The organism is Streptomyces sp. NPDC045470 (assembly GCF_040646595.1).
Classification (GTDB): domain Bacteria; phylum Actinomycetota; class Actinomycetes; order Streptomycetales; family Streptomycetaceae; genus Streptomyces.
On the sequence record NZ_JBEZAN010000010.1, the window covers coordinates 13,197 to 38,324 of the forward strand.

The 25,128-nt window shown below is 72.0% G+C and carries 19 protein-coding genes and 2 pseudogenes; 6 read left to right on the plus strand and 15 right to left on the minus strand.

Annotated features, from left to right (window positions below; genetic code table 11):
* Positions 1 to 48 precede the first annotated feature (48 nt).
* A pseudogene (locus AB0A97_RS25305) lies at positions 49 to 1,173 on the plus strand (TDT family transporter); the annotation flags it as partial.
* Positions 1,174 to 1,442: 269 nt separating this feature from the next.
* On the opposite strand, the gene AB0A97_RS25310 reads toward AB0A97_RS25305, so the two are convergent.
* From AB0A97_RS25310 to AB0A97_RS25320, 3 genes are all read right to left on the minus strand, one after another.
* Complete coding sequence (locus AB0A97_RS25310) at positions 1,443 to 2,186, minus strand: helical backbone metal receptor (protein ID WP_361154043.1); 744 nt, start codon at positions 2,184 to 2,186, stop codon at positions 1,443 to 1,445.
* A 97-nt stretch (positions 2,187 to 2,283) separates the two neighbouring features.
* Positions 2,284 to 4,881 carry an ABC transporter permease/substrate binding protein gene (locus tag AB0A97_RS25315; protein ID WP_361154046.1) on the minus strand — a complete coding sequence of 866 codons (2,598 nt, stop codon included), beginning with the start codon at positions 4,879 to 4,881 and terminating at the stop codon, positions 2,284 to 2,286.
* Positions 4,874 to 6,187 (minus strand): betaine/proline/choline family ABC transporter ATP-binding protein, encoded by a 1,314-nt coding sequence (locus AB0A97_RS25320; RefSeq protein WP_361154049.1) that lies wholly within the window; start codon positions 6,185 to 6,187, stop codon positions 4,874 to 4,876. Before AB0A97_RS25320 ends, AB0A97_RS25315 begins: the two co-directional genes overlap by 8 nt.
* Positions 6,188 to 6,442: 255 nt before the next feature.
* On the opposite strand from AB0A97_RS25320, the gene AB0A97_RS25325 reads away from it, so the two are divergent.
* From AB0A97_RS25325 to AB0A97_RS25335, 3 genes and pseudogenes are all read left to right on the plus strand, one after another.
* Positions 6,443 to 7,357 (plus strand): 5'-3' exonuclease, encoded by a 915-nt coding sequence (locus tag AB0A97_RS25325; protein WP_361154570.1) that lies wholly within the window; start codon positions 6,443 to 6,445, stop codon positions 7,355 to 7,357.
* A 48-nt stretch (positions 7,358 to 7,405) separates the two neighbouring features.
* Positions 7,406 to 8,263 carry a siderophore-interacting protein gene (locus tag AB0A97_RS25330; protein ID WP_361154052.1) on the plus strand — a complete coding sequence of 286 codons (858 nt, stop codon included), beginning with the start codon at positions 7,406 to 7,408 and terminating at the stop codon, positions 8,261 to 8,263.
* 182 nt (positions 8,264 to 8,445) lie between these two features.
* A pseudogene (locus tag AB0A97_RS25335) lies at positions 8,446 to 9,249 on the plus strand (ADP-ribosylglycohydrolase family protein).
* 321 nt (positions 9,250 to 9,570) lie between these two features.
* Here AB0A97_RS25335 and AB0A97_RS25340 read toward each other — a convergent pair.
* Positions 9,571 to 11,052 carry a PLP-dependent aminotransferase family protein gene (locus AB0A97_RS25340; protein ID WP_361154055.1) on the minus strand — a complete coding sequence of 494 codons (1,482 nt, stop codon included), beginning with the start codon at positions 11,050 to 11,052 and terminating at the stop codon, positions 9,571 to 9,573.
* Between the two features lie 28 nt (positions 11,053 to 11,080).
* On the opposite strand from AB0A97_RS25340, the gene AB0A97_RS25345 reads away from it, so the two are divergent.
* Positions 11,081 to 11,971 (plus strand): methyltransferase domain-containing protein, encoded by an 891-nt coding sequence (locus AB0A97_RS25345; protein WP_361154058.1) that lies wholly within the window; start codon positions 11,081 to 11,083, stop codon positions 11,969 to 11,971.
* Between the two features lie 150 nt (positions 11,972 to 12,121).
* Here AB0A97_RS25345 and AB0A97_RS25350 read toward each other — a convergent pair whose 3' ends face one another.
* The 11 genes from AB0A97_RS25350 to AB0A97_RS25400 all read right to left on the minus strand — a co-directional run bounded on the left by AB0A97_RS25350 (position 12,122) and on the right by AB0A97_RS25400 (position 23,921).
* The gene (locus AB0A97_RS25350; protein WP_361154061.1) at positions 12,122 to 14,935 is read right to left on the minus strand and encodes a DEAD/DEAH box helicase; all 2,814 of its coding nucleotides are present in this window, start codon (positions 14,933 to 14,935) and stop codon (positions 12,122 to 12,124) included.
* A gap of 476 nt (positions 14,936 to 15,411) precedes the next feature.
* Complete coding sequence (gene tatC, locus AB0A97_RS25355; protein WP_361154063.1) at positions 15,412 to 16,365, minus strand: twin-arginine translocase subunit TatC; 954 nt, start codon at positions 16,363 to 16,365, stop codon at positions 15,412 to 15,414.
* Between the two features lie 68 nt (positions 16,366 to 16,433).
* Positions 16,434 to 16,721 (minus strand): Sec-independent protein translocase subunit TatA, encoded by a 288-nt coding sequence (gene tatA / locus AB0A97_RS25360; protein WP_361154066.1) that lies wholly within the window; start codon positions 16,719 to 16,721, stop codon positions 16,434 to 16,436.
* A gap of 207 nt (positions 16,722 to 16,928) precedes the next feature.
* Entirely contained in the window at positions 16,929 to 17,132 is a 204-nt protein-coding gene (locus AB0A97_RS25365; RefSeq protein WP_361154068.1) for a hypothetical protein, read from the minus strand.
* Positions 17,133 to 17,219: 87 nt separating this feature from the next.
* The gene (locus AB0A97_RS25370; protein WP_361154071.1) at positions 17,220 to 17,480 is read right to left on the minus strand and encodes a hypothetical protein; all 261 of its coding nucleotides are present in this window, start codon (positions 17,478 to 17,480) and stop codon (positions 17,220 to 17,222) included.
* A 21-nt stretch (positions 17,481 to 17,501) separates the two neighbouring features.
* Complete coding sequence (locus AB0A97_RS25375) at positions 17,502 to 18,452, minus strand: WYL domain-containing protein (protein ID WP_031011131.1); 951 nt, start codon at positions 18,450 to 18,452, stop codon at positions 17,502 to 17,504.
* Positions 18,453 to 18,473: 21 nt separating this feature from the next.
* The gene (locus AB0A97_RS25380; RefSeq protein WP_361154073.1) at positions 18,474 to 19,463 is read right to left on the minus strand and encodes a WYL domain-containing protein; all 990 of its coding nucleotides are present in this window, start codon (positions 19,461 to 19,463) and stop codon (positions 18,474 to 18,476) included.
* Positions 19,464 to 19,658: 195 nt separating this feature from the next.
* Positions 19,659 to 20,033 carry an FKBP-type peptidyl-prolyl cis-trans isomerase gene (locus tag AB0A97_RS25385; RefSeq protein ID WP_361154076.1) on the minus strand — a complete coding sequence of 125 codons (375 nt, stop codon included), beginning with the start codon at positions 20,031 to 20,033 and terminating at the stop codon, positions 19,659 to 19,661.
* Between the two features lie 57 nt (positions 20,034 to 20,090).
* The gene (locus AB0A97_RS25390) at positions 20,091 to 21,083 is read right to left on the minus strand and encodes an FKBP-type peptidyl-prolyl cis-trans isomerase (protein ID WP_361154573.1); all 993 of its coding nucleotides are present in this window, start codon (positions 21,081 to 21,083) and stop codon (positions 20,091 to 20,093) included.
* 198 nt (positions 21,084 to 21,281) lie between these two features.
* A complete protein-coding gene (gene pafA / locus AB0A97_RS25395) occupies positions 21,282 to 22,643 on the minus strand; it encodes a Pup--protein ligase (RefSeq protein ID WP_361154079.1) in 1,362 nt (453 codons plus the stop codon).
* 9 nt (positions 22,644 to 22,652) lie between these two features.
* Positions 22,653 to 23,921: an MFS transporter gene (locus tag AB0A97_RS25400; protein WP_361154081.1), complete on the minus strand. Its 1,269-nt coding sequence runs from the start codon at positions 23,919 to 23,921 to the stop codon at positions 22,653 to 22,655.
* A 121-nt stretch (positions 23,922 to 24,042) separates the two neighbouring features.
* Between AB0A97_RS25400 and AB0A97_RS25405 the strand changes: the two genes are divergently transcribed.
* Positions 24,043 to 25,089, plus strand: a complete 1,047-nt coding sequence (locus AB0A97_RS25405) for a LacI family DNA-binding transcriptional regulator (protein ID WP_361154084.1) — start codon at positions 24,043 to 24,045, stop codon at positions 25,087 to 25,089.
* Positions 25,090 to 25,128: the final 39 nt, after the last annotated feature.

A 25,128-nucleotide genomic window follows, 5' to 3' on the forward strand; every position in this document is an offset into this window, starting at 1 on the left:
GCGCGAGGTCCCTGGTGGGAGGCGGTGCGCGGGCCGACCCTGGAAGACATGCCACCCCTGACGCAGCCTTCCGCCCGCACCGGCCGCCGCCTCTCCGCCCGCTCCTCCGACACGTCCCCGGCCCTGCGTCACCTCGGTCCCAACTGGTACGCCGCCGTCATGGGCACCGCCATCGTCGCCAACGCCGGCGCGACCCTGCCGCTGCACTCCCCCGGTCTGCGCGGCGCGTACGTGGCGGTCTGGGCCCTGTCCGCCGTCCTGCTGGCGGCCCTGCTGACCGCCCGTACCGTCCACTGGCTCCGCCACACCGACCAGGCGCGGCGCCACCTGCTCGACCCGGCGGTCGCGCCGTTCTACGGCTGCCTGGCGATGGCCCTGCTGGCGGTCGGCGGCGGGACGCTCGCCGTCGGCCCGGACGTGCTCGGCGAGCGGGCCGCCGTCGCCGCCGACGCGGTCCTGTGGTGCGCCGGTACGGCGGTGGGCCTCGCGGCGGCCGCGGCGGTGCCGTACCTGATGGTGGCCCGGCACCGGATCGAGGCCGGCACCGCCTCCCCCGTGTGGATCCTGCCGCTGGTCGCGCCGATGGTCTCCGCGGCGCTCGGCCCGGGTCTGGTGCCGCACCTGCCGGCCGGGCAGTGGCAGGAGGCGATGCTGCTCGCCTGTTACGCGATGTTCGGGATGTCGCTGCTGGCCACCCTGCTGGTGCTGCCGCTGGTCCTGACCCGGCTGATCCACCACGGCCCGCTGCCGCTCGCACTGAGCCCGACGCTGTTCCTGGTCCTCGGGCCGCTCGGCCAGTCCACGACCGCGGTCAACAACCTCGCGGACGCCGCGCCGGGCGCGGTCGGCGCCGGGTACGCGCAGGCGATGAGCGGCTTCGCGCTCCTGTACGGCGTGCCGGTCACCGGCTTCGCGCTGCTGTGGCTGGCGCTGGCGACGGCCCTGGTCGTCCGGGCCTTCCGGGCCGGGATGACGTTCTCGATGACCTGGTGGGCGTTCACCTTCCCGGTCGGTACGTGCGTGACGGGCGCGGCGGGCCTGGCACGGCACACCGGGCTCGCCGCCTTCACCTGGCTCGCGGTGGGGCTGTTCGCCGTGCTGGTGGCGGCCTGGCTGACGGCCGGGGCCCGTACCGCGCTGGGGCTGGCGCGCGGTCAGCTCCTCGTACCGCCGCCGGAGAAGCCGGGGGCGGCGGCCCTGGCGGGCACGACGGCGATCGCGGCCCGGCTGGTGCCTTCGGCCCCGGCGGGCACGGTGGCTCCGGTGGTTTCCGCGTCCACGGTGGTTCCGGTGGATTCCACGGCGTCGGTGTCCTCGGGCACCTCCATGGCCCCTGAGACCTCCGTGACATCTGAAGCCCCGGCAGCCTCCTCGACCCCGGCGGCCACGGCAGCCCCGGTAGCCTCGCGCCCCCGGTAACCCCGCGGCCCCGCCGGTTGCGCTCAGCGGGCCGCGTCCAGCGCCGCCCCGAGCATCGCCGGCGCCTCCGCCAACGACGGCCCGTACCACGTCAGATGACGCCCGCTGACCAGCGCGGACGGCAGCCCCGGGAACGCCTCGGGGCCGTCGTCCGCCGCGAAGCGGTACGGCTCGTCCGGAAGCACCACCAGGTCGGCGCCGCGCGCGTTCAGCTCCTCGACCGGGACGCGCGGATACCGCTCGGCGTGGTCCGCGTAGAGGTTCCGCACACCGAGCCGGGCGAGCAGGTCACCCGCGAACGTGTCCCGGCCCAGCACCATCCAGGGCCGCCGCCAGATCGGCACCACCGCGCCGCGCGCGTCCGCCGCCTCGGTCCGTACGTCCCGCCAGGCGTCCGCCGCGTCGTCCAGCCAGCCGGGCCTGGGCAGCCGGCAGCCGCGCACCAGGACCCGTTCCAGCTCGCGCAGCGCCTGGTCCAGGTCCCGGACCTCGGTGACCAGGACGTCCAGTCCGGCGGCCCGCAGCGCGGCGAGGTCCGGCGCGCGGTTCTCCTCCTCGTTGGCCAGGACGAGGCCGGGCGCGAGGGCGGCGATCCGGGCGGTGTCCGGGTTCTTGGTGCCGCCGACGCGCGGCACGTCCAGTCCGGCGGGATGGCTGCACCAGTCGGTGGCGCCGACGAGCAGGTCGGGCGCGGTGGCGGCCACGGCCTCGGTGAGTGAGGGCACGAGGGAGACCACGCGCGGGGCGCGGTGCTGACCGGTCGTCATCACCCCACCGTACGCGGGCGGGGCCGCGCCCGACGCGGAACGGCCCCGCCCCCGGCCGTACAGCCGGGGGCGGGGCCCACGTGGTGCGTTCAGCGCCTCACTTCACCGGCGCCATCTTGTCGACGATGCCCGGGTGGGCGTCGATCCACTTCTCGACACCGTCGTTCTCGTGACCCTTGCCGGCGTCCTGGATCTCCTTCTCCAGGCTGCCCAGCTCCTCGGGCGACATCTTCCAGTTCTTCAGCCAGCCGTTGAACTCCGGGAACTTCTCCGGGAATCTCTTGTGGCCCAGCGACTTGATCTGGTTGTTGTCGCCCCAGGTGTGCTTCGGGTCGGCGAGCTTGGTCAGGTCGTACTTGCTGTACGCCCAGTGCGGCGACCAGAGCACGACCGCGATCGGCTCCTTCTTGGCGTAGGCGCGGTCCAGCTCGGCCAGCATGGAGCTGGTGCCGGCCTCGGTGACCTGGAAGTCGTCCAGGCCGTACGCGGGCGCGACGGTGTCCTTCAGGCGCTTCATCTCACCGGTGCCCGGCTCGATGCCGATGATCTTGCCCTTGAACTCGTCCTGGTGCTCGCGCAGGTCGTCCAGCGTCTTGACGTCCTTGACGTAGGACGGCACCGCGATCTCCAGCGACGTCTTGTCGTACCAGGCGCCGATGTCGACGAGATCGTCCTTGTACTGGTCCCAGTACTGCTTCTGCGCGACCGGCAGCCACCCGTCGAACTCGACGTCGATCTGCCCGCTGGACAGTCCGGTCCACATCGGGCCGACGTCCAGGTTGCGGATGTTCGGCTTGTAGCCGCGCTTCTCCAGGACGTTCTTCCACAGGTACGTGGTGGCGATGCCCTCGTCCCACGCCGGGTAGCCGATGTTCGGGGCCGCGCCGGCGTCCTTGCCCTTGGCGTACGTGGCGTTCGCCGACGGGGCGAACGTGTCGACCAGGCCCGGGTTCTTCTTCAGCCAGTTGCGCACGCCGTCCTGCTCGTGGCCCTCGCCGGCGCTCTTGACCTCGTTCTCCAGGCTGGTGAGCTGCTTCTCGTCCAGGTGGAAGTTCTTCATCCACTTGGCGACCTCGGGCTCGTCCTGGGCGAAGCCCTTGCGGCCCAGCAGGTGCAGGCTGTCGCCCGAGCCGAAGGAGCCCTTGGGGTCCTTGAGCTTGGTCAGGTCGTACTTGTCGTACGCCCAGTGCGGCGACCACAGCGTGACGGCGATCGGCTTCTTGGCCGCGTACGCGCGGTCCAGCTCGGTGAGCATGGACGCGGTGCTGGACTCGGCGACCTTGTACTCGTCCTCCAGGCCGTAGTCCTTGAGGACCTTGTCCTTGAGGATCTTCATCTCGCCGGCGCCCGGCTCGATGCCGGTGATCTTGCCGCCGAACTCACCCGCCCTGCCCTTGAGGTCGTCGAGGGTCTTGACGTCCTTCATGTACGACGGGACCGCGATCTCCAGCGAGGTCTTGTCGTACCAGGCGCCGAGGTCTTCGAGCTTGTCCTTGTACTTCTTGTAGTACTCGGCGTGCGTGGTGGGCAGCCAGGCGTTGGTCTGCACGTCGATGTCGCCGCGGGCCTGACCGGTGAACAGCGCGCCGGCCTCCAGCGCCTGCGCCTTCGGCTTGAAGCCGCGCTGTTCGAGGATTTCCTTCCACAGGTACGTGGTGGCCTTGCCCTCGTCCCAGTTGACGTACCCGAGGGTGATCGGGCGGCCGCCGCCGTCGGTCTTCGCACCTTCCTTGCCGAAGACGTTCAGACCGCCCGCGACCAGCGCGAGCACGACCACGCCGACCATCGCGACGGAGGTGGCGGGCTTCCAGTACAGGAACTTCGCGCCGCCCAGCGCGGCCTGCGCCTTGGCCAGCGCGCGGCGGCCCAGCGGCGAGACCCGCTCGTTGAGGGCGCCGGTCATCCGGTCCAGGTACATCGCGAGGATGACGACGGCGAGACCGGCCTCGAAGCCGAGGGCCACGTTCACGGAGCTGACCGCGTTGTAGACCGACGAGCCCAGACCCTCGGCGCCGACCATGCCGGCGATGACGACCATGGACAGGGCCAGCATGATGACCTGGTTGATACCGGCCATGATCGTGGGCAGCGCCAGCGGGAGCTGCACCCGGAAGAGGGTGCGGCGCGGGTGCGTGCCGAACGCCTCGGCGGCCTCGACCAGTTCGCCGTCGACCTGCCGGATGCCCAGCTCGGTCATCCGGACGGCGGGCGGCATCGAGAAGATGATGGTCGCCACCATGCCGGGCATCACGCCGATGCCGAAGAAGAGGATGCCGGGGATCAGGTAGACCATCGCGGGCATCGTCTGCATCAGGTCCAGCACCGGGCGCAGCGCGCCGCCGACGGCGCGGTTGCGGGCCGCCCAGATGCCGAGCGGCACCGCGATGACGATGGTGATGATGCAGGCCACCAGCACCAGCGACAGGGACTGCATGGTGGCCTGCCACTGCTCGATCGAGTCGATCAGGGCGAAGCCGGCGAAGGTCAGGACGGCGGCCGGCAGGCCGCGCAGCCACCAGGCGAGCACCGCGAAGATGCCCATCAGCAGGAACGGCTGCGGGGCGGAGAGGACCGCCTCGATGCCGTTGTACATGTCCGTCAGGACGTGCGAGACGAAGTCGAAGAGCCACGTGAGGTGGTTGCGCAGCCATTCGACGCACGTGTTGGCCCAGGAGCCGACATCGATTCTAGGCACCGGCGATCACCTTGCCCTCGGGCTTGCCGCCCGTCATGCCGTCGGGTTTGCCGTCGGGCTGGACGTCCGCCTTGCCGTCGGCGGTCGCCTTCTTGCCGTCGGAGGGGGCGGCGTCTTCGGCGGCCCGGGCCTCGGTACGGGCCTGGGCGGCTTCCGCATCCGTGGCGTTCGTCTCCGTGGCCTTTGTCGCCGTGTCCTTCGTCTCCGTGGGGTCCGCCTGCCCGGCGGTCCCGCCCGCCTGTCCGCCCTCACTGAGTACGGACAGCAGCCGCTGCACCGGCACCGCGCCGGCCAGCGCACCGTCCGCGTCGACGACGGCGACCGGTACGGTCCCGGCCGAGCAGGGGCCGAACAGCTCCGCGACCGGCGTGTCCAGGTGGACCGTGGCGGGCGTGGCGGCGAGGAAGTCCTCGGCCGTACGGATCTCCGCGCCGTTGTCCGCGGTGCGGCCCAGCACCTCGTCGACGTCGACCATGATGGCCCCGGCGGTGAGCACCCGGGAGCGGTCGACGTCCTGGATGAAGGAGGCCACGTAGTCGTTGGCGGGGGTGAGGAGGATGTCCTCGGCGCTGCCGGTCTGGACGATGCGGCCGTCGCGCATGACGGCGATCCGGTCGCCGAGACGCATGGCTTCGTTCAGGTCGTGGGTGATGAAGACGATGGTCTTCTTCAGCGTCTTCTGGAGCTCCAGGAGCTGGTCCTGCATGTCGCGGCGGATCAGCGGGTCCAGCGCGCTGAAGGACTCGTCCATCAGCAGCAGGTCGGCGTCGGTGGCCAGCGCGCGGGCCAGGCCGACCCGCTGCTGCATGCCGCCGGACAGCTCGTCGGGCCAGGACTTCTCCCAGCCTTCGAGGCCCGCGAGGTGCAGTGCCTCGGTGGCGCGCTTGTCGCGTTCGGCCCGGGGCACGCCCTGGACCTCCAGCCCGTACGCGGCGTTCTCCAGCACACTGCGGTGCGGGAAGAGCGCGAAGTGCTGGAAGACCATGGAGATCTTCTCGGAGCGGACCTTGCGCAGTTCCTTGTCGCTGAGCGAGGTCAGGTCCTGACCGTCGAACCGGACGCTTCCGGCGGTCGGCTCCAGCAGCCCGTTGAGGGTCCGCAGCAGCGTGGACTTACCGGATCCGGACAGACCCATGACGACGAAGATCTGGCCCTCGTCCACGGAGAACGACGCGTCGATCACCGCGGCGGTCGTTCCGTCGGCCCGTAGCTCCTCGCGGCTTGCACCGTCTTCGAGCCGTCGTACGGCGTCCTCGGGTCGTCTCCCGAACACTTTGTACACGTGCTCGGCTTGCAGCCTGGCCACATACACCTCTCGAATTGACTGTGTACGCCCCGCCTCCCCCGTCGGCAGGTCGTGGCGCGGTACGGGTCGGGCCCGCCGTTAACCGATGGAAATGTTGAATATCCACCGGCTCCGCTCCGGCCGCGCGCCTGCCCCCTTTGCGAAATGACAAACGTATTGGTGACCCAGTTCACACACGTGTCCGTCCCGCCTCCGCGGCACCGCCCGGCCGCATCACCGGGCGTACGGCATCATCGGGGTGTGACTCGACGCCTGATGCTCCTCGACACCGCCTCCCTCTACTTCCGCGCCTACTTCGGCGTGCCGGAGTCGGTCCGGGCTCCGGACGGCACGCCGGTCAACGCGGTGCGCGGGCTGCTGGACTTCATCGCCCGGCTCGTCCAGGACCACCAGCCCGACGACCTGGTGGCCTGCATGGACTTCGACTGGCGCCCGCAGTGGCGGGTCGACCTCATCCCCTCGTACAAGGCGCACCGCGTCGCCGAGGAGGCGCCGCCCGGCTCCCCCGAGCCCGACGCCGAGGAGATCCCGGACACCCTCTCGCCGCAGGTCCCGGTGATCGAGGAGGTGCTCGACGCGCTCGGCATCGCCCGGGTCGGCGCCGCCGGGTACGAGGCGGACGACATCATCGGCACGCTCACCGCCCGCGCCACCGGGCCGGTCGACATCGTCACCGGCGACCGCGACCTGTTCCAGCTGGCCGACGACGGGCGCGGGGTCCGCATCCTGTATCCGCTCAAGGGTGTCGGCACCCTCCAGATGACCGACGAGGCCCTGCTGCGGGAGAAGTACGGCGTGGACGGCAGCGGTTACGCCGATCTGGCGCTGCTGCGCGGCGACCCCAGCGACGGCCTGCCGGGCGTGCCGGGCATCGGCGAGAAGACCGCCGCCAAGCTGCTCGACCGGTACGGCGACCTGGCGGGGATCATGGCCGCGGCCGACGACCCGGCGTCCGAGCTCACCCCCTCCCAGCGCAAGCGGCTGACCGAGGCCCGGCCGTACGTCGAGGTCGCGCCGCAGGTCGTACGGGTGGCCGCCGACGTGCCGGTGCCGGACTTCGACGCCGCGCTGCCCGACGAGCCGGCCGACCCGGAGCGGCTGGAAGCGCTCGCCGACCAGTGGGGACTGGGCGGCTCCTTGCAGCGGCTCCTGGCGACGCTCCGCCCCTGAACTGTTAGGTTAGGTAAACCTAACAAGACCGTGGCAGGGGAGATCGTCGTGGCAGCAGAGCGTCCGGCCCGCAAGAAGCCCAAGCTCATTCACGCGCAGGTGCTGCGCACCGAGCAGCTCACGCCGCACATGGTGCGGGTGGTGCTGGGCGGTGACGGCCTGGCGGAGTTCTCGGCGGGCGAGTACACCGACCATTACGTCAAGCTGGTCTTCCCGGTCCCCGGCGTGGACTACCCGCAGCCGCTGGACATCGCCGAGATCCGCGCCGCCTTCCCCCGCGACCAGTGGCCCAGGACCCGTACCTACACCGTGCGCACCTGGGACCCGGACACGCGGGAACTGGCGGTCGACTTCGTGGTGCACGGCGACACGGGCCTCGCGGGGCCGTGGGCGGCGCAGGCCCGCCCGGGTGACGAGGCACTGCTCCTGGGCCCCGGCGGCGCGTACGCCCCGAACCCCGACGCCGACTGGCACCTGCTCGCCGGTGACGAGAGCGCCCTGCCGGCCATCGCCGCCTCCCTGGCCCGGGCGCCCGAGGACGTGCCCGTCCACGCCTTCATCGAGGTCGCCGGCCCGAAGGAAGAGCAGAAGCTGGAGGCTCCGGCCGGCGCCGAGATCACCTGGCTGCACCGCGGCACCGCACCGGTCGGCGCGCGGCTGGTCGAGGCCGTCCGCGCGCTGGACTTCCCCGCGGGCCGGGTGCACGCTTTTGTCCACGGCGAGGCCGGCTTCGTGAAGGAGTTGCGCAAGTTGTTGCGCGTCGAGCGGGAGGTGCCGCGCGAGGACCTGTCGATCTCCGGCTACTGGCGCAACGGCCACGACGAGGACGGCTGGCAGGCGTCCAAGCAGCAGTGGAACCAGCAGGTCGAAGCCGAACAGGAGACCGCCCGGCCTGCCGCTTCCTGACGTGCCTCCGGGGCCGGGAGTGGAATCCGTGCAGCGGGCGATCGGTGCCGTGGTCGGCTCGGCCGCCGGGGACGCCCTCGGTGCGCCCTTCGAGTTCGGCCCGCCGGGGACGCCCTCGGTGCGCCCTTCGAGTTCGGCCCGCCGGGCGCGTACACGGCCCGCTTTCCCGACGGCCGGGGACCATGTGCGGAGGCGGCGGCCGGGCCCCCGGCGAAGCCACGGACGACACGCAGATGGCGGTACTGACCGCCGAATCGCTGCTGGAACGCGGCGGACTCGACCTCCCCGACGTCTTCCGCAGATTCCAGCGCCGGGCCTCGGCCGAGCCGAAGGGCATCGGTCTGCAGACCGAGGACGTGCTCGGCAACGGCGAGCCGTGGGACCGGGCCGCCGCCCGGCACTTCCAGGTCAACCAGCGCGCCGCGGGCAACGGTTCACTGATGCGCGCCACGCCCGCCGCCGTGTACTTCGCCGGGTGGTGTCCATGGACGCCGCCCGGCGGCTGTCCGCGCTGACGCACGGGGACCCGGCGGCCGGGGAGGGGGGCGCTGTTCCACGCGTTGCTGCATGCCGCTCTGCGAAGCGACGACCCGCTCGACGCCCTGCCGGACGCACTCTCCCACGTCCGCCTCGCCCACCGCGCGCGCTGCGCCTCCGTCCTCGCGCCCGGCTGGCACCCGGACCAGGCCACCGAGTTCAACGGCGCGGTGTGGCCCTGCCTCGGCTCCGCCGTCTGGGCACTGCGCACCACCGGCTCGTACGAGGACGCGCCGCGGGCCGCCATCGACCTCGGCGGCGACACCGACACCGTCGCCGCGGTCACCGGTGGTCTGGCCGGAGGGGTCCACGGAGTCGGCGCGATCCCCGAGCACTGGATACGGGAGCTGCACGTACCGCTGCCCGGGTTCGGGGGCAGGGTGCTGCGGGTAGACGAACTGCGGGCCCTGGCCGAGGAGTTGGCGTGCACCGCGGTCGGCCCGTGCTGACCGTGGCCGGACCGTACAGGCCATGGCCGGGCGGCGCGCCCCCTTACGGAACGGCGCCCTCCGACCCGTACCACCTCGCATTCCAAGAGCAGCGCGGCCCCGTGGACCGTGCGCATCCACCGGAGCCCCACGCCCCCGGCAGCACCACCCCGTGTCGTCGCTGCACAACCGAACGCACGCACGGCGTGTCGGACGGCACCCCACGACGCACACGACACGCCGGTCCGACGCGTCGGCCACGGACCGACACGCCCGCCCGACCCTCCCCGTAGCGCTGTACGGGCCGACGCGCCCTCCCCGGACCGTGCGGCGGCGCCGCGCTCACTCCAGCACGCTGCCGATGACCGCCAAGCCCGCCGCGATCTCGGTCGCCGTGCTCGCGGCGTACCCCAGCACCAGCCCTGGCCGTCCAGGGCCCTGTCGGTGCCAGGAGAGCGGCTGCACCTTGACCCCCCGGAGGAGCGCGGCCGCCGCCAGGTCCGTATCGGCGAAGTCCGCGTCGAAGGTCACCGTCAGATGCAGACCCGCCGCCGCGCCCTGCACGACCGCTCCCGGCAGGTGGGTACCGATGGCCTGGATCATCGCGTCACGACGCGCCCGGTGCCGCTTTCGGAGCTGCCGCAGCCGGCGTTCCAGCTCGCCGCTCTCCATCAGGTCGGCCAGCACCCACTGCGGCAGCGCGGCGTTGCCGAGGTCGGTGAACCGCTTGGCGTCCACCAGCGCGCCGTGCAGTTCCGGCGGAGCGACGACCCATCCGGTCCGCAGCGCCGGCGCCAGCAGCTTCGAGACGCTCCCGGCGTAGCAGACGTGCTCGGGCAGCATGGCGCGGAGCGCGGGCACCGGCGGCCGGTCGTAGCGGTGTTCGGCGTCGTAGTCGTCCTCGATGATCAGGCCGTCGCCGTCGGCCGCCCAGCGCATCAGCTCGCGGCGCCGTGCCCCGCCGAGCACCACCCCGGTCGGGAACTGGTGCGCCGGTGTCACCAGGACGGCGGGAGCGCCGGAGGCCCGCAGGTCCCGGACCCGGATGCCGTCGGCGTCGACCGGTACCGGCGGTGTACGCATACCCCAGTACCGGAGGTGCTGGCGGGCCCCGAGCGACCCCGGGTCCTCCACCGCCACTTCGCGAACGCCCCGGCGGCCCAGCACCTGGGCCAGCAGACCGAGCGTCTGCGCGGTGCCGGAGACGATCAGCACCTCGTCCGGGGCGACCGACAGACCGCGGTTGCGGGCCAGCCACTTCGCGACGGCGCGCCGCAGCTCCGGAGTGCCGCGCGGGTCCCCGTACCCGAAGCCGGGGGCGGCGTGCGTGCCGAGCACCCGGCGTTCCGCGCGCGACCACGCGGTACGCGGGAACGAGGCCAGGTCGGGCGTGCCGGGGCTGAGGTCGATCCGGGCCGGTGCCGCCCGCACCGTGTCGAAGACGTCCGCTTCCGGCTCGGTGGTGAACACCGCGCCCGGCGGTGGCGTCTGGGCCGGACGCGCGGGCGCCGGTGCCGCGGCCGCGACGGGAGCGGCGACCACGACCGTGCCGCCGCGGCCGCGGCCGACCGCGTGCCCGTCCTCGATCAGCCGCTGGTACGCCTCGGTGACGACGCCCCGGGAGACCCGGAGTTCCGCTGCGAGCGTGCGGGTGGCCGGCAGCCGGTCGCCCACCGCGAGGCGGCCGTCCGCGACGGCGAGCCGCAGGCGCTGTGCCAGCCAGTCGGACAGACCGCCCGCGGGCGCGTCGGCGGTGTTCAGTTGGAGGAAGTCGGACCCGGCCGTTATGGACCGGTCGGCCGCCACGTCTTTGGATCTGGGCACCGGACCATTGTCGGCCCAGAGTGGCGGCATGAGAACAGCAACGACGGAGCAGACGACCGGCGGCCCGCACGAGGACAGCCACGCGCTCCGGACTCCCACACCCCGCGAACACCCTTACGTGCACGGGTACTCGGACCATGAGGCCCGGCGGCTCACCGACCAGGCGGACACCCTGGCAGCGCTCCTGCACGCGGGCACGGTGTACGAGGCGGGCAGCCGGGTCCTGGAGGCCGGATGCGGGGTTGGCGCCCAGACCGTGCATCTGGTCGCCTCCAGCCCGGGTGCCCACATCACCGCGGTCGACATCTGCGCGGACTCGCTCGACCAGGCCCGCGCCCGCCTCGCCGCCCGTCCGCACGCGGCGACGGTGCGCTGGCAACAGGCCGACCTGACCGACCTGCCGTACGCCGACGCCTCCTTCGACCACCTCTTCGTCTGCTTCGTCCTGGAGCACCTGCCCGACCCCGCACGGACATTGGCGGACCTGCGGCGCGTCCTGCGGCCGGGCGGCGGCATCACCGTCATCGAGGGGGACCACGGATCGGCGTTCTTCCACCCGGACAGTGCCGAAGCCCACACCGTGATCGGCCACCAGGTCCGACTGCAGGCCGCGGCCGGCGGCGACGCGCTGATCGGCCGGCGGCTGCAGCCGCTGCTGACCGCCGCCGGGTACGCGGGGGTGGCGGTCCGGCCGCGTACGGTCTGCGCCGACGCGACCCGGCCGGGACTGGTGGACAGCTTCACCCGCAACACGTTCATCGCGATGATCGCGGCCGTACGGGACGACGCGCTGGCCGCCGGGCTGACGACCGAGGCCGAGTGGGAGCGCGGCATCCGCGAGCTGCGCCGGACGGCGGAGGACGGCGGAACGTTCCAGTACACCTTCTTCAAGGCCACCGCCGTCAATCCGCCCGTGTGACGCGCCACGCTCTCGCACGTCCGCCCGGCACCCGGGCCTCGGGAGCCGGGCGGACAGACCGCGGGTCCGTCCCTCACCCGAAGAACGGACCCGCACGACGTCACACCGGAGACCGGGGCCCGGCCGGGCCCCGGAAGCGGCCTCGCGGCCTCACCCCACCGACGAGTACGCCACCACGCCCCGCAGCACCGCGTCCACGGCCTTGCGGGCGTTGCGCGCCACCTCCGGGGGTGCGGCGGCGGCGATCTGGCCGAGGATGTCGATCAACTGCTTGCACCAGCGCACGAAGTCGCCGGCCGGCATCTCCGCCTCGCGCAGCACCTCGTCCAGGCCGAATCCGGAGGCCCAGCGGTACGCGGCCCAGGCGAAGCCGAGGTCCGGCTCGCGCTGGCCGACGCCCTCCGCCTGGTTGATCTTGTGGTCCTCCTCCAAGGCGTCCAGTCGGCCCCAGATCCGTACCATCTCGGCGAGCGCGTCCCGCGCCTTGCCCGACGGCAGCTTCGGCGCCACCGCGTCGTCCGCCTGCCGGGCCTCGTAGACCAGGGCCGAGGCGCAGGCGGCCAGTTCGGCGGGGCCGAGCCCGTTCCAGACGCCGGCCCGCAGGCATTCGCTCGCCAGCAGGTCCAGTTCGCCGTAGAGCCGCGCCAGCCGCCGGCCCTCGTCGGTGACCGTGTCACCTTCCAGGTAGTCAAGTCCGGTCAGCAGGGCGCAGATCCGGTCGAAGGTGCGCGCGATGGTGTTCGTACGGCCCTCGATACGGCGCTCCAGCTGCCGCGTGTCACGCAGCAGCCGGTGGTACCGCTCGGCCCACCGCGCGTGGTCCTCGCGCTCGTCGCAGCCGTGGCAGGGATGCGCCCGCAGCTCCGTACGCAGCCGCGCGATCTCCCGGTCGTCGGCCGCCGCCGCCCGCTGCTTGCGGTGCCGCTCCGGCGCGATGTGCCCGGCCTTCGTCCGCAGCGCGGACGCCAGGTCCCGGCGGGACTGCGGGCTGCGCGCGTTGAAGGACTTCGGGATGCGCATCCGGTCCAGGGCCGCCACCGGGACCGGGAAGTCCATCGACGCCAGCCGCTTGACCTGCCGCTCGGCGGTCAGCACCAGCGGCCGGGGGCCGTCGTGCGCGTCGTAGCCGCGGTGCCCGTTGGTGCGCCCCGACGGCATGCCCGGGTCCAGCACCAGCGCCAGCCCCGCGTACTTGCCCGTCGGTACGTGGATCACGTCGCCCGGCCGGAGCTTCTCCAGCGCCGCGGCGGCCGCGGCCCGGCGCTGCGCGGCGCCCTGCTTGGCCAGCTCCGTCTCCCGGTCCTTCAGCTCCCGGCGCAGCCGCGAGTACTCCTCGAAGTCACCGAGGTGGCAGGTCATGGACTCCTTGTAGCCGTCCAGGCCCTCCTCGTTCTTCTGCACCTGCCGCGAGATGCCGACGACCGACTTGTCCGCCTGGAACTGCGCGAACGACATCTCCAGCAGCTCTCGCGAGCGGTGCCGCCCGAACTGCGAGACCAGGTTGACCGCCATGTTGTACGACGGCTTGAAGGACGAGCGCAGCGGATACGTCCGTGTACCGGCCAGGCCGGCCAGGGCGCCCGGGTCCATGCCGCGCTGCCACAGCACCACCGCATGGCCCTCGACGTCGATGCCGCGGCGCCCGGCACGGCCGGTGAGCTGCGTGTACTCGCCGGGGGTGATGTCGGCGTGCTGCTCGCCGTTCCACTTGACCAGCTTCTCCAGGACGACCGAACGGGCGGGCATGTTGATGCCCAGCGCCAGCGTCTCCGTCGCGAAGACGGCCTTGACCAGCCCCTTCAGGAACAGCTCCTCCACGACCTCCTTGAAGGTCGGCAGCATGCCGGCGTGGTGCGCGGCGATACCCCGCTCCAGCCCCTCCAGCCACTCGTAGTAGCCGAGAACGTGCAGGTCCTCATCGGGGATCCCGGCCGTCCGCTCCTCCACGATGGCGCGGACCTCGGCCCGCCCCTCCTGGTCGTTGAGCCGCAGCCCCGAATACAGGCACTGCTGCACAGCCGATTCGCACCCGGCCCGGCTGAAGATGAACGTGATCGCCGGCAGCAGGCCCTCGCTGTCCAGCCGGTCGATCACCTCGGCGCGGCCCGGCGTCCAGATACGGCTGCGCTGCCGCCGCTCGCGCTCGCGGTCCGCCTCCCGCTGGTTGCGGCCCCGGCGCTTGTCCCGGCCGAACGTCGGGCGGCTGTTCTCCATCCGCGCCAGCCGCTCCAGGTCCGGGTTGACCTCCCGGCGCCCGGCACCGGAACGGCCCTCCCGCTCCTCGAAGAGGTCGTACATCCGGCGCCCGGCGAGCACGTGCTGCCACAGCGGCACCGGGCGGTGCTCGGAGACGATCACTTCCGTGTCACCGCGCACCGTGTCCAGCCAGGCGCCGAACTCCTCCGCGTTGGAGACCGTCGCGGACAGCGAGACCAGCGTGACGGACTCCGGCAGGTGAATGATCACCTCTTCCCAGACGGCACCGCGGAAGCGGTCGGAGAGGTAGTGCACCTCGTCCATCACCACGTAACCGAGGCCGTTCAGCGACTGGGAGCCCGCGTACAGCATGTTCCGCAGCACCTCGGTGGTCATCACGACCACCGGCGCCTCGGAGTTGACGCTGTTGTCACCGGTCAGCAGGCCGACCCGGTCCGCGCCGTAGCGCCGAACCAGGTCCTGGTACTTCTGGTTCGACAGCGCCTTGATCGGCGTGGTGTAGAAGCATTTACGGCCCTGCTCCAGGGCCAGGTGGACGGCGAACTCGCCCACGATCGTCTTGCCGGATCCGGTCGGGGCCGCGACCAGCACGCCCTTACCGGCCTCCAGGGCCTGGCACGCCTCGATCTGGAACGGGTCCAGCGCGAAGTCGTACATCTCACGGAAAGGGGCGAGTGCGGTGGCCTGCTCCGCCGCCCGCAACTTGGCGGCGGCGTAGCGCTCAGCAGGGGACATGTCCTCGGTCATCGTGCTTACGAGCCTACCGGCCACCTCTGACAACGAGCCGATCATTATGGACGCCCTTTACCGGCCCTCCCCCGGACACACCACTCCCCCACGCTCACCGGCCGGGGACGCCGGGGCCATCAGGGACGCCGCTATGACCAGCGGCGGGACTGGCGGGGCGAGGTGGTGCGGGGCGAGGGGGCTGCGCGGGGCGAAGTGGTGCGGGGCAGCGGGGAACGAGGTGGCGCGAAGCGGGGCCGCCCCCGCGCGGTTCCCGGCCGCCGCCCCCGGGTATCCCCCCGCTGGGGGGACGAGCGCGTTCGATTCGCCCCGTAGGAGCGCCGCCCCCGCACAGCGCCTCGTAGGAGCGCCGCCCCCGCACAGACCGCGGGGCGGCACGCGCTCAACGCGTCACCGCCCCGGTCGTCCCGCCCGCCTCGCGCCACGCCGCCGCCCCCCGGCGACGGCGTCCGCGCTGCGTCGCGCAGCCGCCTTCGTTACGTCGCGTCGTCGAACCCGTTGCGGCGCGGTGCCGGGTCGCCGGTGGCCTGTTCCGGAAGCATCCGGTGGCCGGTGGCGGGGTCGAGTCCGTCGATGCTCTCGGGGGTCAGGTCGAGCTGTGACGCCTCGTCGTCGTCCAGTTCCCGGTCCGGGTCGGAGCGCCGGCGACGGCGGTCGTTGAACAGGCACACACCTACCGCGCCGAAGTACAGGATCACGATCGGGGCCGCGAGCAGGCCCATGGTCAGCGGGTCGCCGGTGGGGGTGGCGATCGCGGCGAAGATGGTGATGCCCAGCACCATGAAGCGCCACCAGCTCAGCACCCGGCGCCCGGTGATCACTCCGCCGAAGTTCAGCAGGATCAGCAGCAGCGGCAGCTCGAAGGCCAGGCCGAAGACCACGACCATGCGCGTGACGATGTCCAGGAACTCGTCCGCCGGGAAGAGGTTGGACCACTCGCTGGGCGTCAGCCCGACCAGCGCGGCGGCCGTGGTGGGCAGGACCGCGTAGGCGAGGTAGGCGCCACCGAGGAACAGCGGGACGCCCGCCGCCACGAAGCTGAGCGCGTACTTCTTCTCGGTGTTGTGCAGGCCGGGTGCGAGGAACGCCCACAGCTGGTAGAGCCAGACCGGGCTGGCGATGACGACACCCGTGGTGAGCGACACCTTGAGCAGGATCGTGAAGGGCGCCAGCATGCCCTGAGCCGTGATCTGCGCGCAGGGGTGGCCCGGCGGCGTGCCGGCGGACGTCCCACGCGGGCAGCCGACGCTCTCGATGACCGGGCCCGTGATGAAGTGGGCGATGTCCTTGTAGTAGAGCATGGCCACGGCAGTGACCACGCCGATCGCAAGGACCGACTTCAGCAGTCGGTTGCGCAGCTCACGCAGGTGTTCCGCGAGCGGCATCCGCCCCTCGGGGTCCTTTTGCTGTTTGCGGGCAGACTTGAGCAACCCACGTCCTCGTCTCGTGCATCAGCCGCCACCGGCCGACCGGGCCGGCGGAGCTGGGTCGGCTCCGGTCAGCTGTGGGTGGTGCGGTTCGGCTCGGCGACGGGACGCGAGCTGTTCACATCGCCCGGGGCCGCCTGGATCGTCCGCGGCGCGGCCTGGGAGTCGGCGGAGGAGGCGTCCTTGCCGGCGGCCTCGCCGTCGCCGCCTTCCTTCTTCATGGCCTTGGCCTCGCTCTTGAGGATGCGGGCCGACTTGCCGAGCGAACGTGCCATGTCCGGGAGCTTCTTCGCGCCGAACAGCAGCACAATGACGACGAGGATCAGAATGATCTCGGGGGCCCTGAGGTTGCTGAGCATGTGCGACTACCTTCTCGCCGGGTCGGCGTCTACTTCGGTGCCTGCCGTGGGGGTCGGACGGGCGTGCTAGTGCTGACAGCGATCGTAACGTTCGGCGGTGAACGGGCGGCAAGGGACGTGCGTACCGTAGGTTTCCGCCCCCGCCTCGCGGTCTGAACTGCGAACAGCAGCGTACCGCCCGCACACCCGTAGCAGCAGGGTGCGGTATCAGTCCCGAAGGGATTCGTGGGCTCGCGAGGCCAGCGGTACGGCCGCCCGCTCCAGGTCCTGCGCGGCCCGCTGGATGCGCTCCGAGGTCTGTCCGACCTGGCGGGCCAGCCGTCGTACCTCCACGAAGACGCGGACGGCGAGGACGCCGAGGACGGCGATGCCGAGGAAGCCGAGGGCGATGGCGATCATGGGCCAGAGCATGGGGCGAAGCCTATCGGGGGGTGCGAGCGTGACAGATGACACACATAAAGGGTCATGTCGGACGGATGGACTCGGTGGCCGGGCACCTCAGCCCATGTGCAGCCGCAGGGTCCGGACCCCGCCGCCGGTGAGCAGCTCGACGATCCGCTCCCCCGCCGGTTTGCGGACCGCGCTGCCGCAGTCCGGGCAGGTGAAGGAGTAGAAGGTGGTACGACTGCTGGCGCCGATGGCCAGGCGCAGCGCGTCCGACGCCAGCTCGAAGCAGCCCCGGCAGTCGGGGCAGGCCGCCTTGAAGAGCACCGGGCCGGTCAGGGTCGTGGGCATCCCGCCCGCCATGGTCGTCGTCATCGTGCCGCCGCCCTCCGCGTCCTATTCGCCGTACGCCGCGAGCGCCTGCCGGGACGCCTGGCGCGCGCTGTCCGCCAGGGCCTGCGGCGAGACGATGCGGCCGTCCCGGCCCAGGCGCAGCGCGAGCCGCCGCAGCGAGGCGGGGTCGGGGGTGCGCAGGGTGATGCGCAGGCCGCCGTCCGGCAGCTCCTCGGCGCTGTCGTGCGGGTAGTACTCGGCCACCCAGCGTCCGCCGGGCGCCACCTCGATGACGACCTCGGGGTCCTCGGCCGCGGGCTGCACCAGCCCTTCGGACAGGTCGCGCAGTTCGACGGGCGGCGGGTCGGCGGGGGCGTCCAGCAGTTTGATCTCGGCGACCCGGTCGAGCCGGAAGGTACGGCGCGCCTCCGAGAGGCGGCACCACGCCTCGACGTAGGTGTGACCCACCGCGAACAGCCGGATCGGGTCCACCTCGCGCTCGGTCAGCTCGTCGCGCGCGGGTGAGTAGTAGCGCAGCCACAGCCGGCGGCGCTCGGCGATGGCCCGGTCGACGTCGGCGAAGACGCCGCCCTCCGACTCGAAGGTGACCGACACCCGGGAGCTGGCGCCGGCCGCCTCGCCCGCCGCGGCCTCCAGCTTGGCGGTGGCGCGCAGCAGCGCCTGCCGGTCGCCCTCGCGCAGTCCGGGCAGGGTGGCCACGGCGCGGGCCGCGACCAGCAGGGCGGTCGCCTCGTCGGCGGCCAGCCGCAACGGCTCGGCGACGTCGTCGGGGTTGTGCCACCAGATGCGGTCGCCGTCGGTGTCGATGTCGAGCAGGTCGCCGCCGCGGAAGCTCGTACCGCACATCGGCAGCACGTCGAGGTCGCCGATCAGCTCGTCCTCGGAGATGCCGAAGGCGCGGGCGACGTCGGAGACGCGGGCGCCGGGGCGCTCGCGGAGGTAGGTGACCAGCGACAGCATCCGCCGGGTCTGGTCGATCGCGTTGGTAGCCATGGAGTGTGCGTCCCGTCCTTCTCAGCCCTTGGCCACGGCGCGCAGCCGGTCCACGACGTCGGCCCGCAGCTCGGCGGGTTCCAGCACCACGACGTCGGGGCCGAACTCGACCAGCCAGGCGTCGAGCCCGTGCCCGTACGGGATCTCCAGTTCGTCCCAGCCGTCGCCCAGCTCGCGGATGCTCAGCGCGCGGGCGCGCAGCGGGTAGCCGTGGTCGGTGCGCAGTCTGATCCGGGCGGTGCCGGTGGCGGTCTCCCCCGCCCAGCTCTCCACCGTCTCGCGGACGGTGACGTGGTCGGGCACCTCGGCGGTGAACTTCCCCTGCCGGGAGCGGACCTTGCCGGTGATGCGGGAGAGCCGGAAGACCCGTTCGGCCTGCCGTTCACGGTCCCAGCCGGCGAGGTACCAGTGGCCGCGCCAGCACTCCAGTATCCACGGTTCCACCTGCCGCTGCTCGGGGCGGGCGGCGTTGGACTTGCGGTAGTCGAAGACGACGGGCCGGCGGTCGCGGCAGGCGAGCATCAGCGGCTCGAAGGCGGCCTCGTGGGCGGGGATGCGGGGTTCCAGGGCGCTGTGCGGCTGCTGCGCCTCGAAGCTGCCGTCGTCCTGGAAGGGCACGCCGGCCGCGCGCAGCTTCTGCAGTGCGCCACTGGCGGCGCCGGCCAGCCGGGCCTGCTGCCAGATCTTGGCGGCGAGTCCCAGGGCGGCGGCCTCGGCGGCGTCCAGGGTGATCGGGGGGAGGCGGTTGCTGTCGCGGCGCGCGAGGTAGCCGGTCTCCCCGTCCAGTCCTTCGACGGTCTCGATGACCAGGCCGAGTTCGCGCAGGTCGTCCTTGTCGCGCTCGAACATCCGGTTGAAGGAGTCGTCGCTGCCCGTACCGGCGTCCCCGGAGCCGAACGTCTCCACGTACGCCTCGATGGAGGACCGCAGTTCACGTTTGGTCAGCGGGCGACGGGTGCCCAGAAGGCACAGCGCCAGATTCATCAGCCGCTCGGCCTTGGCAATGGCCATCGACGCCCTTTCTTGTCGGACTCCCGACCGATGACCGTACCGCTCCGGGGACCTGCGGCAAAGCCGAGGGTCCGGACCGTGACGGGCGGCGGGGGCGGCGGGCGCCCGGCGGGCAAGGACGAGGGCCCGTGCCGGGTGGCACGGGCCCTCGGTGCGGGCCGGCCGCCGCTGTGCCGCGGCCGGCTGCCGTCGTTCTCAGGCGGAGATCAGGTCACAGACGAAGATCAGCGTCTCGCCCGGCGCGATACGGCCGCCACCGGCGCCGCGGTCGCCGTAGGCCAGGTGCGGGGGGATGGTCAGCCGGCGGCGGCCGCCGACCTTCATGCCCTGCACGCCCTGGTCCCAGCCGGAGATGACCTGGCCGGCACCGAGCTGGAACTCCAGCGGGTTGCCGCGGTTCCAGCTCGCGTCGAACTCCTCGCCGGAGCTGAAGGAGACTCCCACGTAGTGGACCTTGACGAAGTCCCCGGCCTTGGCGACCGGCCCGTCACCCTCCCACAGGTCCACGATCTCCAGGTCGGTGGGGACCGGACCGTCAGGGAAGTCGATCTCGGGCTTGTCGATGTTCACGAAAGTGCTCCTACGAAAGAATCTGCACAGCTACCCGCACAGTCTGGCAGATCATGTTCAGACGGTGCCGACGATGTCGACGGAGAACACCAGGGTGTTCTTCGCCAGCTCGCTCTGCGGATTCGCGCCGTAGCCCAGCTTCGGCGGAATCACGATCTCCACCCGGTCACCGACGTTCTTGCCGACCAGGGCCTGGTCCCAGCCCTTGACGACGGCACCGGTGCCGATCTGGAAGGCGGTGGCGCCGCCGTGGTCCCAGGAGGAGTCGAACTTCTTGCCGTCCTCCCACTTCACACCGGTGTACTGCGCGATCAGGCCGTCGCCGGCCTTGACCTTCGGGCCCTTGCCCTTGACCAGCACCTGCTCCTTGAGCTCGGTGGGCGCCTTCTCCCCCTTGGGGACGGTGATCGTCGCGGCCTTCTCGCCCTCCGCCTTCACCTCGGGCATGCCCTCCTCCGGCGCCGCCTGCTCGCCCTCGGACTTGCCCTTCTTGTCGGCCTTGCCCGCGCCGACCACGTCCACGACCCACACCAGGCCGTCCTCGGGCTTGATGCCGGACTGCGGGTTCAGGTTCTCGCCGACCAGCGCCTTGGCGGTGCCCTCGACCTCGAAGCGGCTGCCGACCTTCTGGCCCGCGACCGCCTCCATCACCTTCTGCGGCAGCTGCTGCTGGGTCGGCTGGTCACTGATCTCGCCGACGATCTGCGTGCGCGGCGCCTTCGCGTCCGCACCGGGCTGCTTGGTCCAGGTGCTGCCGAGGTTCTGACCGGTCTTCATGGCCTGCGCCGCGAAGTCCAGACGTACGTAGTCGCCCTTCTTGACCTCCGCGCCCGAGCCCTCGTGCAGCGTCTTGGTGACCGCCTCGCCGGGCGCCTTGGCGTCCTTCGGGACGGTGATCTTGGGCTGCTCCCCGGGCTTCCCCTCCACCTTGGCGACCGCGGCGGCCGACGACCCCTTGCCGTCATCGGACCCACAGGCGGCGGTGAACAGCAGGAGGGGAACGGTCAGCGCCGCGGCGGCGGCGCGGCGGGTGTTCTTCGTGAAGTTCATGAAGTCCAACTCGGGGTCGTGGGGTGGGTGGGCGATGCCCGCCACTCTACGACCTGACCCTGAGTGCGTTTCCCCGTGCGACACAACGACACAGCGGCGCCGCACCGCAGAGTGCCGGGAGCGCGGGCGCTCCCGGCACCGGCACGACCGAGCCGTCACCGTATCCGGTGATACACCGGATACGGTGACGAACCGGACTCACATCCCCGCGATCAGCTTTTCCACCCGGTCGTCCACGGACCGGAACGGGTCCTTGCACAGCACCGTGCGCTGCGCCTGGTCGTTGAGCTTCAGATGCACCCAGTCCACGGTGAAGTCGCGGCGCTGCTCCTGCGCCCGGCGGATGAAATCACCGCGCAGCCGGGCCCGGGTGGTCTGCGGCGGCACCGACTTGCCCTCGAAGATCTTCAAGTCGTTGCAGATACGGGCCGCCTGGCCCTTCCGCTCCAGGAGGTAGTAGAGGCCCCGGCGGCGGTGGATGTCGTGGTAGGCGAGGTCTATCTGCGCCACCCGCGGATGCGACATGGTGATGTTGTTCTTGGCACGGTAGCGCTCGATGAGCTGGTACTTCATCACCCAGTCGATCTCGGTGGAGATCCGGTCGAGATCCTCTTCGCGTACGGCTTCGAGGGTGCGGCCCCACAGTTCCAGGACCTGTTCGACCGTGCCCGTACGGATACCGCGCCGTTCTACGAAGTCCACCGCCTTCTCGTAGTACTCCTGCTGGACCTCCAGGGCGGACGCCTCCCGGCCGCTGGCCAGCCGCACCTTGCGCCGGCCCGTTATGTCGTGGCTGACCTCCCGGATGGCCCGGATCGGGTTCTCCAGGGTCAGGTCGCGCATCACCGTGCCCGCCTCGATCATGCGCAGGACGAGGTCGGTGGCGCCGACCTTCAGCAGCATGGTCGTCTCGGACATGTTGGAGTCGCCGACGATGACGTGGAGCCGGCGGTAGCGCTCCGCGTCGGCGTGCGGTTCGTCGCGGGTGTTGATGATCGGACGGGAGCGGGTCGTCGCCGAGGAGACGCCCTCCCAGATGTGCTCGGCGCGCTGGCTCACGCAGTAGACGGCCCCGCGCGGTGTCTGCAGGACCTTGCCCGCGCCGCAGAGCAGCTGACGGGTCACCAGGAACGGAATGAGAATGTCCGCGAGCCGGGAGAACTCCCCGTGCCGGGCCACGAGATAGTTTTCGTGGCAACCATAGGAGTTTCCGGCGGAATCGGTGTTGTTCTTGAAGAGATAGACGTCGCCCGCGATTCCTTCCTCGTGCAGGCGGCGCTCGGCGTCGACCAGCAGACCTTCGAGAATGCGCTCGCCGGCCTTGTCGTGGGTGACCAGCTCGGTCACGTTGTCGCACTCGGGAGTTGCGTATTCCGGGTGCGATCCCACGTCCAGGTACAGGCGGGCGCCGTTCCGCAGGAAGACATTGCTGCTGCGGCCCCATGACACGACACGGCGGAAGAGGTACCGAGCCACCTCGTCAGGAGACAGTCGGCGCTGTCCCCTGAACGTGCATGTGACGCCGTACTCGTTCTCCAGCCCGAAAATGCGGCGGTCCATGACTGAACATTACGCCTGATGGCCTGCTCTGAAACCGGGTTGGGCGGCCTCGTTCCGATCATTTTCCGCCGTGGCCTGCACAGCATCGCTCACGACGCCACGTCCACGGGGAGAAAGAAAGCGCTTTGTCGACAGGAGTACGAGCAGTGCGGCGACACCGCCCGCCCCCGCCACACCGAACCCGGCGGCCGGGCCGCCCCGCTCCACCGCGGGCCCGACCACCGTCATCCCCAGCGCGGACCCGACCCCGAACGTCGTCACCAGCCAGGAGAACGCCTCGGTGACCGTCCCCCTGGGCGCGTGTCCGTCCACGACGACGAACGCGCACGCCAGCGCCGGCGCCAGAAACACCCCCGCCACCCCCGTCAGCAGCGTCATCCCCACCACGCCCGGCGTCAGCGCGAGCGGCAGGTAGCCCAGCGCCAGCAGCGCCACCAGCAGCCGCAGCCGGTTCTCCGGGTGGCCGGGCCACTGCCGCGCGCCGTACACCACTCCGCCCAGAAGGGCGCCCACGCCGAGCGCGGACAGCAGGTAGCTGGAGACCATTCCGCCGCCGTGCTCGTCGGCGTACGCGACCGCCGCCACCGCGATGGACCCGAGCGCCAGCCCCACGAAGAAGAACGAGGCGATCAGCACCAGCATCCCGGAGGACCGCAGGGCCCCGAGCCAGTGCGCCTCACGCGGCGCGCTGCGCCACTGCCGCGAAGGCGCGGAGGCGACCACGGAGAGCGCGCCGAGCACCCCGATCACGTTGATCACCAGCAGCGCCCACCGCTCGGACCAGAGCGCCACACACATCGTCACCAGCAGCGGGCCCACCGCGAAGAGCACTTCCTGCGCCACCGCGTCCAGCGCGTACGCGGCATGGACCCGGTCCGCGCGCTTGAGCACCCCCGGCCACAGCGCCCGCAGCCCGCCCTCCAGCGGGGGCGTGAAGAACCCGGCTATCACCATGGCCGCGTACGCCACAGGCAGCGGATCGAGACCGACGACCGCCAGCAGCGCCATGCCCAGGGCGGAGACCACGGCCGAGGGCAGCATCACGCGCGGCTGCCCGTACACGTCCACCGCGCGCCCCAGGAGCGGCTGCCCGATCGCGTTGCACACCCCGTACACGGCGGAGAGGACGCCCGCGAGGACGTAGCTGCCGCCCTCAGCGCGGGTGAAGAGCACGACGGCGAGCGGTCCGGTCGCGTTCGGCAGCCGGCCGATCAGCGTTCCGGCCAGCAGCCGGGCCGCGTGGCGCGTCCTCAGCAGTTCCGCGTACCCAGCGGCCATGCCCGCCTCTTCTCCCCTGGCACGGCCAGGAAGTGTTACGTATAACGTGCGGCGTCATACGTACCATGGACGCAACCCGCGGGTCCACACCGCGACGTACGACGCGAGGAGCCCGGCCCCGGTGACCACCCACGAGCAGCCGACAGCAGCGCGTCCCGGCGCCCCCTCCGCACCCCGTGTCACCAGCCGCGACGTCGCCCGCGCCGCCGGCGTCTCGCAGGCCGCCGTCTCCCTCGTGCTGGGCGGCAAATGGCGCGGCCGCGTCTCACCCCGCAAAGCCGACGCGGTACGCACCGCCGCACGCGACCTCGGCTACCGCCCCAACCTTGCCGCGCGCAACCTGCGGACCGGCCGCACCCGCACCGCCCTGCTCGTCGTCCCCGCCTTGACCAGCGAGTACTTCGCCCGCGTCTACACCGGCGCGGCGCGCGCGGCCGCCGACCACGGCTTCGGTGTCGTCCTGTACCCCTCCCCCGAGGGCATCGGCCCGGCCCGTGACCCCTTCGCCTCGGCGCGCGCGGCACTCGACGGCGTCATCGCCTCCTCCATGGCCACCGACGCCCTGACGGCCATGCGCGGCGAGGAGCTGCCGCTGGTCATGCTCGACAGCGATCCGGACGACGCCCAGGCCACCGCGACCGTCAACCCCGACATCGCCGACGGCGTCCGGCGGCTCACCGCGCATCTGCTCGCCCTCGGCCACCGCCGCATCACCCACCTCGCCGCCGCCATCGACTCCTGGACCTTCCACGTACGGTCCGCCGCCTTCGCCGAGGCGCTGCGCGGCGTCCCGGACGCGGACGTGCGCAGCGAGCCCGCCGCGCTCAGCGTGGAAGCCGGTCTGCACGCGGCCCACGCGGCCCTGACCCGGCCGGGCCCCCGCCCGACCGCCCTCCTGTGCGACGACGACCTGCTGGCGGCCGGCGCCTGCAAGGCGGCTCGCCGGCTGGGCCTGCGGGTGCCGGAGGACGTCTCCGTCACCGGCCTCGACGACCTGGCGCTGGCCATGGCCGTGGAACCGGAACTGACGACCGTACGACTGCCCGCCGAGGAGGTCGGTGCCGCCGGGATGCGCGCCCTGATGACCGCCCTGGACGGCGGCGCGCCGGAGACCGTGACACTGCCCGTCGAACTGCTCGTGCGCGGCTCGACGGCGCCACCGCCGTAGGGAAACGGTGCCGCCGCTGCAGCGGGCGCGGGCAAGGCG

Excerpts from the sequence above, each read along its gene's own strand:
- AB0A97_RS25310 (WP_361154043.1), bottom strand. The coding sequence starts at position 2,186 with ATGACGACCGGTCAGCACCGCGCCCCGCGCGTGGTCTCCCTCGTGCCC.
- AB0A97_RS25325 (WP_361154570.1), top strand. The coding sequence starts at position 6,443 with ATGCTCCTCGACACCGCCTCCCTCTACTTCCGCGCCTACTTCGGCGTG.
- AB0A97_RS25345 (WP_361154058.1), top strand. The coding sequence starts at position 11,081 with ATGAGAACAGCAACGACGGAGCAGACGACCGGCGGCCCGCACGAGGAC.
- AB0A97_RS25350 (WP_361154061.1), bottom strand. The coding sequence starts at position 14,935 with ATGACCGAGGACATGTCCCCTGCTGAGCGCTACGCCGCCGCCAAGTTG.
- tatA (WP_361154066.1), bottom strand. The coding sequence starts at position 16,721 with ATGCTCAGCAACCTCAGGGCCCCCGAGATCATTCTGATCCTCGTCGTC.
- AB0A97_RS25365 (WP_361154068.1), bottom strand. The coding sequence starts at position 17,132 with ATGCTCTGGCCCATGATCGCCATCGCCCTCGGCTTCCTCGGCATCGCC.
- AB0A97_RS25370 (WP_361154071.1), bottom strand. The coding sequence starts at position 17,480 with ATGACGACGACCATGGCGGGCGGGATGCCCACGACCCTGACCGGCCCG.
- AB0A97_RS25375 (WP_031011131.1), bottom strand. The coding sequence starts at position 18,452 with ATGGCTACCAACGCGATCGACCAGACCCGGCGGATGCTGTCGCTGGTC.
- AB0A97_RS25380 (WP_361154073.1), bottom strand. The coding sequence starts at position 19,463 with ATGGCCATTGCCAAGGCCGAGCGGCTGATGAATCTGGCGCTGTGCCTT.
- AB0A97_RS25390 (WP_361154573.1), bottom strand. The coding sequence starts at position 21,083 with ATGAACTTCACGAAGAACACCCGCCGCGCCGCCGCCGCGGCGCTGACC.
- pafA (WP_361154079.1), bottom strand. The coding sequence starts at position 22,643 with ATGGACCGCCGCATTTTCGGGCTGGAGAACGAGTACGGCGTCACATGC.
- AB0A97_RS25400 (WP_361154081.1), bottom strand. The coding sequence starts at position 23,921 with ATGGCCGCTGGGTACGCGGAACTGCTGAGGACGCGCCACGCGGCCCGG.